This window comes from Pseudomonas fluorescens (assembly GCF_902497775.2).
Classification (GTDB): Bacteria; Pseudomonadota; Gammaproteobacteria; order Pseudomonadales; family Pseudomonadaceae; genus Aquipseudomonas; species Aquipseudomonas putida_F.
Window position 1 is genome coordinate 76645 of sequence record NZ_OZ024668.1, and the last position, 13737, is coordinate 90381.

A 13737-nucleotide genomic window follows, 5' to 3' on the forward strand; every position below is an offset into this window, starting at 1 on the left:
CATCACTATAAAGGCTGACGGCTGGCGTGGTACAGGCTGACCCGGCGCAATTCGTGGGGCTCGGCCAGGTCCGGCAGGGTCAGGGCGTCCAGCACACCCAGCGACCGGTACAGCGGGTGACTGAAATCCCGTACCCGCGAATCGGCCACCAAGGCCTGCTGGCCACGGCTGAGGAACTCATCCAGCAGCGGCAGGTTGGCGCGGTCGTAGAGCACATCGGCGACCAGGATCAGGTCGAAACGGTCGGCCTCCTGGAAGAAATCGCTGGAATAGCTCAGTTCTACCTCATTGAGCTCGGCATTGGCCCGGCAGGCCTGCAGCGCCAGCGGATCAAGATCGCAGGCCACCACTTCCAGCGCGCCGGCCTTGGCGGCAGCAATCCCGGCAACCCCGGAGCCTGCGCCAAAATCCAGCACGCGCTTGCCTGTTACCCAATGCCGATGCTCATCCAGGTAGCGCGCCATGGCCAGGCCGCTGGCCCAGCAGAAGCTCCAGTATGGCGGCTCGTGGAGGATGCGCCGGGTTTCCTCGGAACTGAAGGCGCGGTCCATGTTCCGTGCGTCGATCAACCACAATTTCAACGCGCACTCGGGCAGTTCGCTGACCACCAGTTGCGCGTCACCTAGCAGTTCGCTCAAGGCCTGTTGCAGCGGAGCCGGTGCCATCATGGCGCCTTTTCGAAGCGCAGCGGGCCGGTGGCCTGGGTTTGGGCCTGGGCGATACGCAGAGGCGGCAGGTGCAGAATCAGTTGTCCGGATTTGCTCGCGCGACCACGCAGCTCAACCCGCGCCCCGGCCGGAAAGGCCTCGGGGTTGAAACGCAGGCGAAACGGCAGGTCCAGGCCGTTGCCGCTGAACGAGCTGCTGGCCAGCAAGCCTTGCGGGCGGCCACGTTCATCGATCACCAGCAGGGCCAGTTCGACGTCGGCGCCGGCCGGGATGTTCAGCAAGGTGCCGCTCAACTCGCGCTGATAGGCCGGCAAGGGCCCGAGCTCCTTGGCCGGTTTGCTGGCTACAGGGGCTTTTGGTGCCGGTACTGGCTGGGGTTTATCGCTACTGCAAGCGGCCAGCAGGGCGGCGAAACTGAGCACGACAAGCGCTCTTAATGGCATGGGGAATTCCTTCGCGGCATATTTCCTCACTGGATGGTAACCCCTTTGGCTTGTCTTGCCAGTGGGATGCGCTACCATGGCCCTCCCTTTTTTTGTTGCCTGCCACCATGCACTGTCCCTTCTGCGGTGCCAACGACACCAAGGTCATCGACTCGCGACTGGTTGCCGAGGGCGAGCAAGTGCGCCGTCGGCGCGAATGCGTAGCCTGCGGTGAGCGCTTCACCACCTTCGAAACCGCCGAACTGGTTCTGCCCCGGCTGATCAAGCAGGACGGCAGCCGTCAGCCTTTCGACGAAGAAAAACTGCGCGCCGGTATGCAGCGCGCCCTGGAAAAACGTCCGGTCAGCGTCGAGCGCCTGGAAGCGGCGCTGGCGCACATCAAGCACAAGCTGCGGGCCACCGGCGAACGCGAGATCAAGTCGCTGGTCGTCGGCGAGCTGGTGATGGCCGAACTGCAAAAGCTCGATGAAGTCGCCTATATCCGCTTTGCCTCCGTGTACCGGCGCTTCCAGGACCTCAACGAGTTCCGTGAAGAAATCGACCGCCTGGCCCGTGTGCCGGCTAAAGAGTGAGCATGTCCAGCGAACGCGCGGTCCTTGATGCGTATTACATGGCCCGGGCCATCGAGTTGGCCCGCAAGGGCCTGTACTCCACCCACCCGAACCCGCGCGTCGGCTGCGTGATCGTCCGTGACGGCCAGATCGTCGGCGAAGGCTGGCACGTGCGTGCCGGCGAGCCCCATGCCGAAGTGCATGCCTTGCGCCAGGCCGGCGAGCTGGCCCGCGGCGCCTGCGCCTACGTCACCCTTGAGCCGTGCAGCCACCACGGGCGCACGCCGCCCTGTGCCGAGGCGCTGGTCAAGGCTGGTGTGGCGCGGGTGGTAGCAGCCATGCAAGACCCCAATCCGCAAGTCGCCGGCAACGGCCTCAAGCGTTTGGCCGATGTGGGTGTCGAGGTCGCCAGCGGTGTGCTCGAAGCTGAATCCCGCGCCTTGAACCCGGGCTTTCTCAAGCGCATGGAACACGGCCTGCCGTTCGTTCGGGCCAAGCTGGCGATGAGCCTGGACGGCCGCACGGCCATGGCCAGCGGCGAGAGCCAGTGGATTACCGGCCCGGCGGCGCGCTCGGCAGTGCAGCGTTTGCGCGCACGTTCCAGCGTGGTGCTGACCAGCGCCGAAAGCGTGCTGGCCGACAACGCGCGGATGACTGTGCGCGGTGACGAGCTGGGCCTGGACCCTGAAACTACTGCGCTGGCCCTGGCCCGTCCGCCTTTGCGGGTGTTGATCGACGGCCGCTTGCGTGTGCCGCTGGATGCGCCGTTCTTTACAGCCGGTCCGGCCCTGGTGGTGACTGCTGCGGCAGCCGACCCGCGCTATGCCCAGGCCGGCCATGAGCTGCTAAGCCTGCCCGGCCGCGATGGCCGCGTCGACCTGCCGGCGCTGATGCTCGAGCTGGCGGCCCGCGGCGCCAGCGAAGTGCTGGTCGAAGCCGGTGCCGGCCTGGTTGGCGCCTTTGCCCGCCAAGGCCTGATCGACGAGTACCAGATTTTTGTCGCCGGGCGCATTCTTGGCTCCAGTGCCCGGCCATTGCTCGACTGGCCCCTGGATACAATGAGCCAGGCGCCCCATTTGCAGATCACCGAAATGCGCGCAGTAGGCGATGACTGGCGAGTCACTGCAGTACCCAAGCCTGCGCCCGGCGTATAATTTGCGGCTAGCGCCACGCGCAGCCCTGTTTTCGAGGAGGACTCCATGTTCACCGGCATCATCGAATCGATTGGCAGCATCCGTTCTCTGACCCCCAAAGGCGGTGACGTGCGGGTGTATGTCGAAACCGGCAAGCTCGACCTGGGCGACGTCAAACTGGGCGACAGCATCGCCGTCAACGGCGTGTGCCTGACTGCGGTCGAGCTGCCTGGCGATGGCTTCTGGGCCGACGTCAGCCGTGAAACCCTCGACTGCACCGCTTTCAGCGAGCTCAAAAGCGGCAGCCGGGTCAACCTCGAAAAAGCCCTGACGCCGACCACCCGCCTGGGCGGTCACCTGGTCAGCGGCCACGTCGACGGCGTTGGCGAAGTGGTCTCGCGCAGCGATAACGCCCGCGCCATCCAGTTCCGCATCCGTGCGCCCAAAGAGCTGGCCAAATACATTGCCCACAAGGGCTCGATCACCGTCGACGGCACCAGCCTGACGGTGAACGTGGTCGATGGCGCCGAGTTCGAGCTGACCATCGTCCCGCACACCTTGGCCGAAACTATCATGGCCGACTACCGTCCAGGTCGTCGGGTGAACCTTGAGGTCGACCTGCTGGCACGTTACCTGGAGCGCCTGCTGCTGGGTGACAAGGCCGCCGAGCCAAGTAAAGGCAGCGGTATCACCGAAAGTTTCCTGGCCGCCAACGGCTACCTGAAATCCTGATTTGAAAGGGGGTGCCCAGTGGCGCTCAACAGCATCGAAGAACTGGTCGAAGACATTCGCCAGGGCAAAATGGTCATCCTCATGGATGACGAAGACCGCGAGAACGAAGGCGACCTGATCATGGCCGCCGAGTGCTGCAAGGCCGAACACATCAACTTCATGGCCAAGCACGCCCGTGGTCTGATCTGCATGCCGATGTCGCGCGAGCGCTGCGAAACGCTCAAGCTGCCGTTGATGGCCCCACGCAATGGCTCGGGCTTCGGCACCAAGTTCACCGTGTCGATCGAAGCCGCCACCGGCGTCACCACCGGCATTTCCGCCGCCGACCGCGCGCGCACCGTGCAGGCGGCCGCCGCCCGTGATGCCAAGGCCGAAGACATCGTTAGCCCCGGCCACATCTTCCCGCTGATGGCTCAGCCTGGCGGTACCCTGGCCCGTGCCGGTCACACCGAAGCGGCCTGCGACCTGGCGCGCATGGCCGGTTTCGAGCCGAGCGGGGTGATCTGCGAGGTGATGAACGATGACGGCACCATGTCCCGTCGCGCCGAGCTTGAGACCTTCGCTGCCGAACACAACATCAAGATCGGCACCATTGCCGACCTGATCCACTACCGGATGATCCACGAACGTACCGTTCAGCGGGTTTCCGAGCAGCCGCTGGACAGCGAGCTGGGCCATTTCAACCTGGTCACCTACCGTGATTCGGTCGAGGGCGACGTGCACATGGCCCTGACCCTGGGCAACATCTGCGCCGAAGAACCGACCCTGGTACGGGTGCACAACATGGACCCGCTGCGCGACCTGCTGATGGTCAAGCAACCGGGCCGCTGGAGCCTGCGCGCGGCCATGAGCGCCGTTGCAGACGCTGGCAGCGGTGTGGTGCTGCTGCTCGGTCACCCGCTCGATGGCGACGTGCTGCTGGCGCACATTCGCGAAAGCGCCGACGCTGGCGCGCAAGCGAAAACCCCGACCACCTACAGCACTGTGGGTGCAGGTTCGCAGATCCTGCGCGACCTCGGCGTGCGCAAAATGCGTCTGATGAGTTCGCCAATGAAGTTCAATGCGATATCCGGATTCGATCTGGAAGTTGTAGAATACGTGCCCTCCGAATAAAGCAGGCGGTTTGTCGCGCTGCCATTCGTGTCCCAAACCCCCACAGGCCGCCCGTTTGCGGCCTGGCTCTTTAAGATGAGAACTCCGGAATGACCCTGAAGACCATCGAAGGTACCTTCATCGCCCCCAAAGGTCGCTATGCTTTGGTGGTTGGCCGCTTCAACAGCTTCGTCGTCGAAAGCCTGGTGAGCGGTGCCGTTGACGCCCTGGTTCGCCACGGTGTGAACGAAAGCGACATCACCATCATCCGTGCCCCGGGTGCCTTCGAAATCCCGCTGGTAGCACAGAAAGTCGCCCAGCAAAGCGAATATGCCGCGATCATCGCCCTGGGCGCCGTGATCCGTGGTGGTACTCCGCACTTTGAATACGTTGCGGGCGAATGCACCAAGGGCCTGGCCCAGGTGTCCATGGAGTTCGGCGTGCCGGTCTCCTTCGGTGTCCTGACCGTCGATTCGATCGAACAGGCCATTGAGCGTTCCGGCACCAAGGCCGGCAACAAGGGCGCCGAAGCTGCCCTGTCCGCTCTGGAAATGGTCAGCCTGCTGGCGCAGTTGGAGGCCAAGTGATTAGCGACGAAAGCGATCGTTTCAACCCGCGCGATCCAAAACCTGCGGATGCTGGCAAGCCATCGAAAAGCGCCAAGCGTCGCGAAGCCCGTCAGCTCGCGACTCAGGCCCTGTACCAATGGCACATGGCCAAGCAGTCGCTGAACGAGATCGAAGCGCAGTTCCGGGTCGATAACGATTTCACCGATGTCGACGGTGCCTACTTCCGCGAAATCCTTCACGGAGTTCCGACGAAGAAAGTCGAAATCGACGAAGCACTCAAGCCTTGCCTGGACCTGGCCCTTGAAGAGCTCGATCCGGTTGAGCTGGCGGTGCTGCGCCTGTCCACCTGGGAGTTCATGATGCGCGCGGATGTGCCGTACCGCGTCGTGATCAACGAAGGCGTGGAACTGGCCAAAGTGTTTGGCGCCACCGACGGCCACAAGTTCGTCAACGGCGTGCTCGACAAGCTGGCACCACGCCTGCGTGAAGCCGAAGTCAAGGCGTTCAAGCGCTGATTCCGGCGCTTTGCACCAATGGGTGAGTTCGAGCTGATCCGTCATTACTTCGCCGCCGCGTCCTGTGCGCAAGGCGGCGAACATGTGGCACTGGGTATAGGCGATGATTGCGCCTTGCTCAGCCTGCCGCCTGGCGAACAGTTGGCGATCTCCACCGATACGCTGGTGGCCGGGGTGCATTTCCCGGCTGTCTGCGACCCTTTTCTGCTCGGTCAGCGTTCGCTGGCCGTCGCTGCCAGTGACCTGGCGGCCATGGGCGCCACGCCCATCGGTTTTACCCTTGCCCTGACTCTGCCGGAGGTTCGCGCCGACTGGCTGCAGGGCTATGCCCGTGGTTTGAACCAGATGGCTGAAAGCTGCCGCCTGAGCCTGATCGGCGGTGACACCACCCGTGGCCCGCTGAGCCTGACCATGACCGTTTTCGGCCGCGTCCCGGCTGGCCAGGCCCTGACCCGCGGCGGTGCCCGCGCCGGTGACCTGCTGTGCGTTGGCCGCGACCTGGGCAATGCCGCTGGGGCCTTGCCGCTGGTGCTGGGCGAGCGCTCGGGCGATGCTGTGCAAGCAGGTCCGCTGCTCGCTCAATACTGGTCGCCGCAGCCGCAACTGGCACTGGGCCAGGCGCTGCGCGGCAAGGCTACGGCTGCACTGGACATCTCCGACGGCCTGCTCGCTGATTGTGGCCATATCGCCAAGGCGTCGCAGGTGGCTTTGCAGGTCGAGTTGGAGCGGCTGCCGTTGTCGGCGGCCTTGCAGGCCTTTTGCGGCCGCGAAGGCGCGCAACAGGCGGCACTGGCCGGGGGCGACGATTACGTCCTGGCTTTTACCCTGCCCGAAACCGAACTTGCGCCGCTGCTGGCGGCCGGCTGGCCGATCCATGTGGTCGGGCGGGTCACTGCCGGCATCGGCGTGCGCCTGCTCGATGGCTGTGGCCAGGACATCACCCCGCATACCCGGGGCTATCAACATTTTAAGGAGACACCGTGACCGATCACCCCAAACAGGTGCCAGCGGAGTTCGTTCCGCCGTCGGTCTGGCGCAATCCCTGGCATTTCCTGGCTTTCGGCTTCGGCTCCGGGACCTTGCCCAAGGCCCCGGGAACCTGGGGTTCGCTGGTGGCTCTACCCTTTATCCCGTTGTGGCAGATGCTGCCCGACTGGGGCTACTGGCTGATGCTCGGCCTGACCATGCTGTTCGGCTTCTGGCTGTGCGGCAAGGTTGCCGACGATTTGAAAGTGCACGACCACGAAGGCATCGTCTGGGACGAAATGGTCGGCATGTGGATTACCCTGTGGCTGGTGCCGGAAGGGTGGCAGTGGCTGCTGGCGGGCTTTTTGATGTTCCGCTTTTTCGACATCCTCAAGCCCTGGCCTATTCGCTGGGTTGACCGCCATGTGCATGGCGGTGTGGGTATCATGCTCGACGACGTGCTGGCCGGGGTATTTGCCTGGCTGGGCATGCAGGTTCTGGTATGGAGCTTTACTTAAGGGAGCTGGGCGATGACTGGATGGCGGCTGTTGCTGTTATTGCTGGTCCTGGTGGGAAGTGCGGTACGGGCGGCTGATGCGCCTGCAACGACGCCGGGTCAGGTCCGCCTGGTCAGTGAGGAGTGGCTCGACTACACCAACGCCGATGGCAGCGGCCTGGCCTGGGAAGTGCTGCGCAAGGTGTTCGAGCCGGCCGGGGTCAAGGTCCGGATCCAGAGTGCGCCTTACAGCCGTGCGGTCGGTCTGGTCAAGCGCGGTGAGGCGGATGCCTGGGTTGGCTCCTATCACGAAGAGAACGCCGATAACCTCTACCCGCGTTGGCATTTCGATATGGACCATATCTATGCCCTGGGCCTGGCGACCCGTCCTGTCCCCACCCAACAGACCCTCGGGCAGTTTCGCCTGGCCTGGGTGCGTGGCTACGACTACAAGAATTACCTGCCCAATGTCGGGCGCTTTCGTGAGATTCAACGTCGCGAGGGCATCCTGCCGATGCTTGAACATGATCGCGTCGACTTCTACATCGATGCCCTGACCGAAGTCGACTATGTGCTCGGGCAGGCCGCCAAACCGCAGCTTTTTCGCCGCTCCCACCTGGCCGAATTGCCGCTGTACCTGGCGTTTTCCCGCAGTGCCGAAGGCAAGGCATTGCGCAACTTGTTCGACCAGCGCATGGACAAGCTGGTCGCCAGTGGTGAGCTGCGCGATATTTTCCGTCGTTGGTCGCAGCCTTATCCGTTCGACAAGGGAGGCCGGGCTGAGTAGGTCCAATCGTACGTCTCGATGGGTTTGAACAAACATTCCACCTGAGCACCCCGGCCACATACTGATACAATCGGTTGACTTTTTTTATCAAGCTTTCAGATCAGGAGCACAACGTGCCCGTCGTTTTTGTTGCCGCTTCCAAGCTGCCTACCCCGTTTGCAACCTTCACCATGCATGGTTTTCTCGATGAAGCCACCGGTCGCGAGCACGTCGTGCTCAGCCTGGGTGATGTGGCCGACGGACAGCCGGTTCTGGGGCGCCTGCATTCCGAATGCCTGACCGGCGATGCCTTGTTCAGCCAACGCTGCGACTGCGGTTCACAACTTGAGGCCGCGCTGCAGGCCATCGCTCGTGAAGGCCGGGGCGTGCTGCTGTACTTGCGCCAGGAAGGTCGGGGCATTGGCCTGCTGAACAAGATCCGCGCCTACGAACTGCAAGATGGCGGTGCCGATACCGTCGAAGCCAACGAGCGCCTGGGCTTTGCCGCCGACCAGCGCGACTACGGCATGTGCCAGCCGATGCTCGAACACCTGGGGGTCAAGTCGCTGCGGCTGATGACCAACAACCCGCGCAAGGTCAAAGCGCTGACCGGCATGGGTATCCCGGTTGCCGAGCGTGTGCCGCTGCACACCGGCCACAACCCGCACAACAAACACTACCTGGCGACCAAAGCCGGCAAGCTCGGCCACATGATGGGCAACGAGCACCAGGGCGAGGCCGGTCGGGCGTGACCCGTGCCCAGGTTCGTCGTCGCCTGGAGCTGGCCTGGTGGCAGTACCTGGCTGTGGCGCTGGCGCCGTTGCTGGTGTTTGCCTGGGCCTTTGGCGGTGTGCAGGCGCTGATCCCGATCCTGGCCATGCCGATGTTCATCGCCGGTGTGGCCTCAATGTTCCTCAGCCTGCCGCGCTTCGGCGCCTACAAGCATGGGTTGATCGCCACCCAGAAAGCCCTCAATACAGACGACGAGCCTGCGGCCTGGATCGAGCTGGCGCGCATTCGTCGCTTGGGCATGCTGTTCGCCTGCCTGCCGGCCTGGGTTGCCGCGCTGTCGGTATTCGTCGGGCTTGAGGCGGTGCCGCAGATCCTCCTGGCGATTTCCAGCGTGGTCCTGCTTTACCTCTACCGTATCCCTCGCCAGCTCGGCTGATGCGCCGTTACCTGTGGTTGTTGCTCCTGGCCCTCGGCATGCCGCTGGCGGCAGCGCCGCGGGTGGTCAGCCTGGCGCCCTCGATCAGCGAAATCATCCTCGACCTGCAGGCCGCCGACCTGCTGGTAGGCATGGCCGAGTGGCACGAACGACCGGCACAGTTAAGCGCCGTACCGTTGGTGGGCCGCTACGGTCAGCTGGACATGGAGCGCCTGCTCAGCGTACGCCCGGACCTGGTGTTGTACTGGCCGGGCAGCGTGCCGGCGGCCCAGCGTGCGCAGCTCGAACGCCTGGGTATCCCGCTGTATAGCGTCGATGTGTACGAGCTGGATGACCTGGTGTCCCAGGTCGACGAAATTGGTGTGCGCATCGGGCGCAAGGAGCAAGGCAGGCAGCTGTCCGCAGCCCTGCGCAACCGCCTTGCCGCGCTGCGCCAGCAGTACCATCGCGAGCGTGCCCTGACAGTGTTCTATCAGGTCTGGGACAAGCCGCTGTATACCGTTGGCGGTTACCAGATCATCTCCGATGCGCTGAGCGTCTGCGGTGCCCGTAACGTGTTTGCCGACCTCACTCAGCCGGCGCCACAGGTCAATCTGGAGACCGTGCTGGCGCGCAATCCCCAGGTGATCCTCGCTCCCGACCAGCTTCAGCTCGATGCCTGGAAGGCTTGGCCGCACGTCGCTGCCGTGCGCGATGGCCTGCTGTTGCAGGTACCGGACAAGGGTCTTGAGCGTCCCAGCGGGCAGATGATCGAAGCGACGGCGAAGCTGTGTGCGCTGCTGCAGGCTAAAGCGCCGGCGTCCAGGTGACGCCCAGCAGCCAGGTGCGACCTTCTTCGCGGTAGTCAGCGAAGCCTGCGCCATAACGGTACTGCGCGCGGCTGTAGGCTTTATCCAGCAGGTTATCGGCCTTGAGCTCCAGGCGAATCTCGCGGCTCAGGTTCCAACTGCCGCGCAAGCCGAGCAGGCCGTAGCCACTGAGTGAGCGTTTGTTGTCGGCGTCCGCGTAACTGCTGCTGACCGCCTGCCAACTGGCGCCGAGGCCCAGGCGTTCGAACTGGCGATCAAGGTCCAGGCTCAGGGTGCGGCGGGCGCGGCGTTCCAGGGTGTGCCCGGAGTCGCGGTCACGTGGGTCGATCAGCGCCAGGCCGAGGCTGCTCTGCCAGCCGAACCAATCCTGATGCAGGCTCGCTTCAACACCATTGATGCGCGCCGAGCCGACATTGTGTGGGATGAAGTTGGGGCCCAGGGAGATCGCATTGCGCAGGTCGGTGCGGTACAGCGACGCCTCCAGCCGGGTGGTTTCAGCCAGTTGGCTGCGCCATTGCAGCTCGTAGCTCTTCGAGCGTTCGGGTTTAAGGTCAGGGTTGCCGTAGTCCGGGTAGTAGAGATCGTTGAAAGTCGGCGCACGGAAGCCTTCGCTGTAGGACAGCAGCAGGTCGTTGTCGGCGTTGAGCGGCAAGCCAAGGCTGGCGCTCCAGCTGTTCTGGCTGCCGAACTGCTGGTTCTGGTCGCGGCGCACGCCCACTTCGGTGCTGAAGTTGTCGCCCTTGTAGCGATGTTGCACGAAGGCGGCGCGATTCCAGCGGCTGTCTTCGTCCAGAGGCGTACTGGCGTGCAGACGGTCCTGGTACCAATCGCCACCCAGCAGCAGGTTGTTGCGCTCATCCAGGCTCAGATCGTTCTGCCAGTTGATCGAGTCGCGGTAGGTGTTGAACTCGCTCCCGCCCGGCTGCAATGAGTCGCGCTTGGTATCGCGGTTCTCGCTGTGGCCCAGTTCCAGGCGTGAATGCCACATCTCGGTGAGCTGTGCGTCGGCGTAGGTGCCGATGCTGCTGAGATTGAAGTCGGTATAGGGTTGGCTGCGGTCGCCAAACAGGTTGTCGTACTCGCTGCGCCCACGGCTGTCGAGCAGGTTCAGGCCCAGCTCCAGCGCGTCGCTGGCGACATGGCTGAGGTTCAGGCTCAGGCTCTTGTTGCGGTAGGCATCGTGATCGCCGTTGGCCGGGAACGACTCACGGGTGGCGTTGATGCCGGCGGTTTCGTCGAGACCGGCGGCGAGGTTGAAACGGGTGCGCTCGTCACCGCCCGAGAGGCCAACGTCTCGTTGCCAGCTCTGGTTGCTGCCGCCGGCCAGGTGCAGGCGTGGTTGCAGGCCGGGCTTGGCGGCGCGGCGGGTAAAGATCTGGATCACCCCACCAATCGCATCGCTGCCGTAGATCGCCGAGCGCGAACCGCGCAGCACTTCGATCCGTTCGATCTGATCGATGTTGAGAAACTGCAGGCCGCTGTCGCCGGACGAAGTGTTGGCGATGCGTACGCCGTCGACCAGTACCAGGCTCTGGGCCGACTTGGTGCCGCGAATGAAGATACCGGGCAAGCTGCCCCGTCCGCCGGTGCGCGAGACCTGAACGCCGGGTACATGGGTCAGCAGGTCAGTGACGCTGGAAGGCTGCAGGCGGTCGATGTCGTCACGGGTGAAGACCGTGTTGGCGGCGCTGGTTTGTGTGCGGTCTTCGACTTGGCGGTTGGCGCTGATCAGCGTATTGGGCAGCTTCAGGGCGCTTTCGCGGTCGATCGGGGCGGCCAGCAGGGTGCTCGGCAGGCATAGCAGGAAGGGGGCGAGGCGCAGGTAGGGCATGGGGTGTTCCATTGCTATCGCGGGTCAAGCCCGCTCCTACAAGACCTGTAGGAGCGGGCTTGACCCGCGATGAGGTCCTAAAGACCGAGCAGTTGCATCCGCTGACGCACCGAAGCCTCGATCCCGGCCGCATCCAGGCCGCACTCGGCGAGCATCTGGGCAGGCTTGGCATGCTCGACATACACATCGGGCAGGCCCAGGTGCAACATCGGCTTGAGCACGGCTTCACGCGTGAGGAACTCGCTCACGGCCGCACCGGCGCCGCCCATGATGGCGTTCTCTTCGATGCTCACCAGCAGTTCGTGGCTGCCGGCGATCTCGCGCACCAGGGCCTCATCCAGTGGTTTGACAAAACGCATGTCGACCACGGTGGCGTCGATCTGCTCGGCAACCTTCAGGGCTTCGCTCAGTTGCACGCCGAATACCAGCAGGGCGACTTTGCTGCCTTGGCGGCGCACGATGCCCTTGCCGATTTCCAGCGGCTCGAGGTTGCTCTCGATGGTCGCGTTCGGGCCGCTGCCACGTGGGTAGCGCACCGCTGCCGGGCCGTTGTACAGGTGGCCGGTGCTGAGCATCTTGCGCAGCTCGTTTTCGTCGCTCGGGGTCATCACCAGCATGCCGGGGATGCAGCGCAGGAACGACAGGTCGAAGCTGCCCGCGTGGGTCGGGCCGTCTTCGCCGACCAGGCCGGCGCGGTCAATGGCGAACAGCACGTCGAGGTTCTGCACCGCGACGTCATGGATCAGCTGGTCGTAGGCGCGCTGGAGGAAGGTCGAATAGATCGCCACCACCGGTTTGGCGCCTTCGCAGGCCATGCCCGCGGCCAGGGTTACCGCGTGCTGTTCGGCGATGGCCACGTCGAAGTAGCGATCCGGGTAACGCTCGCTGAAGGCCACCAGGTCGGAGCCTTCTTTCATCGCCGGGGTGATGCCGACCAGGCGTTGGTCGGCGGCTGCCATGTCGCACAGCCATTGGCCAAACACTGCCGAGTACTTCGGTCCAGCGGCTTGTTTCGGCGCGGTGGCGGGTTTGTCCACAGGCTCGAGCTTGGTGATCGCGTGGTAGCCGATCGGATCGACTTCGGCCGGGGCGAAGCCCTTGCCTTTCTTGGTCACCACATGCAGGAACTGCGGGCCCTTGAGGTCACGCATGTTGCGCAAGGTGGTGATCAGGGTCGGCAGGTCGTGGCCATCGATCGGGCCGATGTAGTTCCAGCCCAGCTCTTCGAACAGGGTGCCGGGCACCAGCATGCCCTTGGCGTACTCTTCGGTGCGCCGGGCGATTTCCCAGGCGCCCGGCAGGCGCGACAGGACCTTCTTGCTGCCCTCGCGCATGCTCGAGTAGGTGCGGCTGGAGAGGATCTTGGCCAGGTAGTTGGAGAGGCCGCCGACATTGCGCGAAATCGACATGTCGTTGTCGTTGAGGATCACCAGCATGTCGGCGTCGACTTCCTGGGCGTGGTTCAACGCCTCGAACGCCATGCCGGCGGTCAGCGCGCCGTCGCCGATCACGGCAATGGACTTGCGCGGATCGTTCTGCAGACGGGCGGCGATGGCCATGCCCAGGGCCGCACTGATCGAGGTGCTGGAGTGACCGACACCAAAGGTGTCGTACTCGCTCTCGGCGCGGCGCGGGAAGGCGGCCAGGCCGTCCTTCTGGCGCAGGGTGTTCATGCGCTGGCGGCGACCGGTGAGGATCTTGTGCGGATAGGCCTGATGACCGACGTCCCACACCAGGCGGTCGTCCGGGGTGTCGAAGACGTAGTGCAGGGCGATCGTCAGCTCGATGACGCCCAGGCCGGCACCGAAATGCCCGCCGGTCTGACCAACGGTATAGAGCAATTCCTGGCGCAACTCGTCGGCCAGGCTCTCCAGGTCGGCTTCAGCCAGGCGGCGCAAGCCGGCGGGCGTATCGGCACGGTCAAGCAGCGGCGTGACCGGGCGTTCGCGGGGGATCTCTTGAAACGTCGTGGGCATCAGGCGAATCGTTATAGATATG

The 13737-nt window shown here is 64.1% G+C and carries 16 protein-coding genes; 12 read left to right on the forward strand and 4 right to left on the reverse strand.

The window, feature by feature from the left end; translation table 11 throughout:
• Nucleotides 1-5: 5 nt before the first annotated feature.
• The gene (locus tag F8N82_RS00405; protein WP_038998524.1) at nt 6-665 is read right to left on the reverse strand and encodes a class I SAM-dependent methyltransferase; all 660 of its coding nucleotides are present in this window, start codon (nt 663-665) and stop codon (nt 6-8) included.
• Entirely contained in the window at nt 665-1111 is a 447-nt protein-coding gene (locus F8N82_RS00410; protein WP_038998525.1) for a lipoprotein, read from the reverse strand. The genes F8N82_RS00405 and F8N82_RS00410 overlap by 1 nt, the downstream gene beginning before the upstream one ends.
• A 107-nt stretch (nt 1112-1218) precedes the next feature.
• Between F8N82_RS00410 and nrdR the strand changes: the two genes are divergently transcribed.
• From nrdR to F8N82_RS00470, 12 genes are all read left to right on the forward strand, one after another.
• On the forward strand, nt 1219-1683 hold the full coding sequence (nrdR, locus tag F8N82_RS00415) for a transcriptional regulator NrdR (protein WP_010222838.1): 465 nt from the start codon (nt 1219-1221) through the stop codon (nt 1681-1683).
• 2 nt (nt 1684-1685) lie between these two features.
• A complete protein-coding gene (gene ribD, locus F8N82_RS00420) occupies nt 1686-2816 on the forward strand; it encodes a bifunctional diaminohydroxyphosphoribosylaminopyrimidine deaminase/5-amino-6-(5-phosphoribosylamino)uracil reductase RibD (protein WP_038998527.1) in 1131 nt (376 codons plus the stop codon).
• Nucleotides 2817-2861: 45 nt separating this feature from the next.
• The gene (locus tag F8N82_RS00425) at nt 2862-3527 is read left to right on the forward strand and encodes a riboflavin synthase (protein ID WP_038998528.1); all 666 of its coding nucleotides are present in this window, start codon (nt 2862-2864) and stop codon (nt 3525-3527) included.
• Nucleotides 3528-3545: 18 nt separating this feature from the next.
• Nucleotides 3546-4640, forward strand: a complete 1095-nt coding sequence (gene ribBA / locus F8N82_RS00430; RefSeq protein ID WP_038998529.1) for a bifunctional 3,4-dihydroxy-2-butanone-4-phosphate synthase/GTP cyclohydrolase II — start codon at nt 3546-3548, stop codon at nt 4638-4640.
• Between the two features lie 89 nt (nt 4641-4729).
• On the forward strand, nt 4730-5206 hold the full coding sequence (ribH, locus tag F8N82_RS00435; RefSeq protein ID WP_010222842.1) for a 6,7-dimethyl-8-ribityllumazine synthase: 477 nt from the start codon (nt 4730-4732) through the stop codon (nt 5204-5206).
• Nucleotides 5203-5703: a transcription antitermination factor NusB gene (gene nusB, locus F8N82_RS00440; protein WP_038998530.1), complete on the forward strand. Its 501-nt coding sequence runs from the start codon at nt 5203-5205 to the stop codon at nt 5701-5703. The genes ribH and nusB overlap by 4 nt, the downstream gene beginning before the upstream one ends.
• 18 nt (nt 5704-5721) lie before the next feature.
• Nucleotides 5722-6687, forward strand: coding sequence for a thiamine-phosphate kinase (thiL, locus tag F8N82_RS00445; RefSeq protein ID WP_338918543.1), 966 nt, complete (start codon nt 5722-5724; stop codon nt 6685-6687).
• Complete coding sequence (locus F8N82_RS00450; protein ID WP_038998532.1) at nt 6684-7187, forward strand: phosphatidylglycerophosphatase A family protein; 504 nt, start codon at nt 6684-6686, stop codon at nt 7185-7187. The genes thiL and F8N82_RS00450 overlap by 4 nt, the downstream gene beginning before the upstream one ends.
• A gap of 12 nt (nt 7188-7199) precedes the next feature.
• Complete coding sequence (locus tag F8N82_RS00455; RefSeq protein ID WP_038998534.1) at nt 7200-7952, forward strand: substrate-binding periplasmic protein; 753 nt, start codon at nt 7200-7202, stop codon at nt 7950-7952.
• Between the two features lie 113 nt (nt 7953-8065).
• Nucleotides 8066-8683 (forward strand): GTP cyclohydrolase II, encoded by a 618-nt coding sequence (ribA, locus tag F8N82_RS00460; RefSeq protein ID WP_010222848.1) that lies wholly within the window; start codon nt 8066-8068, stop codon nt 8681-8683.
• Entirely contained in the window at nt 8680-9099 is a 420-nt protein-coding gene (locus F8N82_RS00465) for a hypothetical protein (RefSeq protein ID WP_038998535.1), read from the forward strand. The genes ribA and F8N82_RS00465 overlap by 4 nt, the downstream gene beginning before the upstream one ends.
• Nucleotides 9099-9908: a cobalamin-binding protein gene (locus F8N82_RS00470; RefSeq protein ID WP_038998537.1), complete on the forward strand. Its 810-nt coding sequence runs from the start codon at nt 9099-9101 to the stop codon at nt 9906-9908. The genes F8N82_RS00465 and F8N82_RS00470 overlap by 1 nt, the downstream gene beginning before the upstream one ends.
• On the opposite strand, the gene F8N82_RS00475 is transcribed toward F8N82_RS00470, so the two are convergent.
• On the reverse strand, nt 9886-11739 hold the full coding sequence (locus F8N82_RS00475; RefSeq protein ID WP_038998538.1) for a TonB-dependent receptor domain-containing protein: 1854 nt from the start codon (nt 11737-11739) through the stop codon (nt 9886-9888). The genes F8N82_RS00470 and F8N82_RS00475 overlap by 23 nt on opposite strands.
• Before the next feature lie 77 nt (nt 11740-11816).
• Nucleotides 11817-13715 carry a 1-deoxy-D-xylulose-5-phosphate synthase gene (gene dxs, locus F8N82_RS00480; protein ID WP_038998539.1) on the reverse strand — a complete coding sequence of 633 codons (1899 nt, stop codon included), beginning with the start codon at nt 13713-13715 and terminating at the stop codon, nt 11817-11819.
• Nucleotides 13716-13737: the final 22 nt, after the last annotated feature.

Bases quoted from the DNA above. Each gene is read 5' to 3' on its own strand.
- F8N82_RS00410 (WP_038998525.1), bottom strand. From the start codon at position 1,111: ATGCCATTAAGAGCGCTTGTCGTGCTCAGTTTCGCCGCCCTGCTGGCC.
- F8N82_RS00475 (WP_038998538.1), bottom strand. From the start codon at position 11,739: ATGCCCTACCTGCGCCTCGCCCCCTTCCTGCTATGCCTGCCGAGCACC.
- F8N82_RS00425 (WP_038998528.1), top strand. From the start codon at position 2,862: ATGTTCACCGGCATCATCGAATCGATTGGCAGCATCCGTTCTCTGACC.
- thiL (WP_338918543.1), top strand. From the start codon at position 5,722: ATGGGTGAGTTCGAGCTGATCCGTCATTACTTCGCCGCCGCGTCCTGT.
- F8N82_RS00455 (WP_038998534.1), top strand. From the start codon at position 7,200: ATGACTGGATGGCGGCTGTTGCTGTTATTGCTGGTCCTGGTGGGAAGT.
- ribD (WP_038998527.1), top strand. From the start codon at position 1,686: ATGTCCAGCGAACGCGCGGTCCTTGATGCGTATTACATGGCCCGGGCC.
- ribH (WP_010222842.1), top strand. From the start codon at position 4,730: ATGACCCTGAAGACCATCGAAGGTACCTTCATCGCCCCCAAAGGTCGC.
- nrdR (WP_010222838.1), top strand. From the start codon at position 1,219: ATGCACTGTCCCTTCTGCGGTGCCAACGACACCAAGGTCATCGACTCG.
- dxs (WP_038998539.1), bottom strand. From the start codon at position 13,715: ATGCCCACGACGTTTCAAGAGATCCCCCGCGAACGCCCGGTCACGCCG.
- F8N82_RS00405 (WP_038998524.1), bottom strand. From the start codon at position 665: ATGGCACCGGCTCCGCTGCAACAGGCCTTGAGCGAACTGCTAGGTGAC.
- F8N82_RS00470 (WP_038998537.1), top strand. From the start codon at position 9,099: ATGCGCCGTTACCTGTGGTTGTTGCTCCTGGCCCTCGGCATGCCGCTG.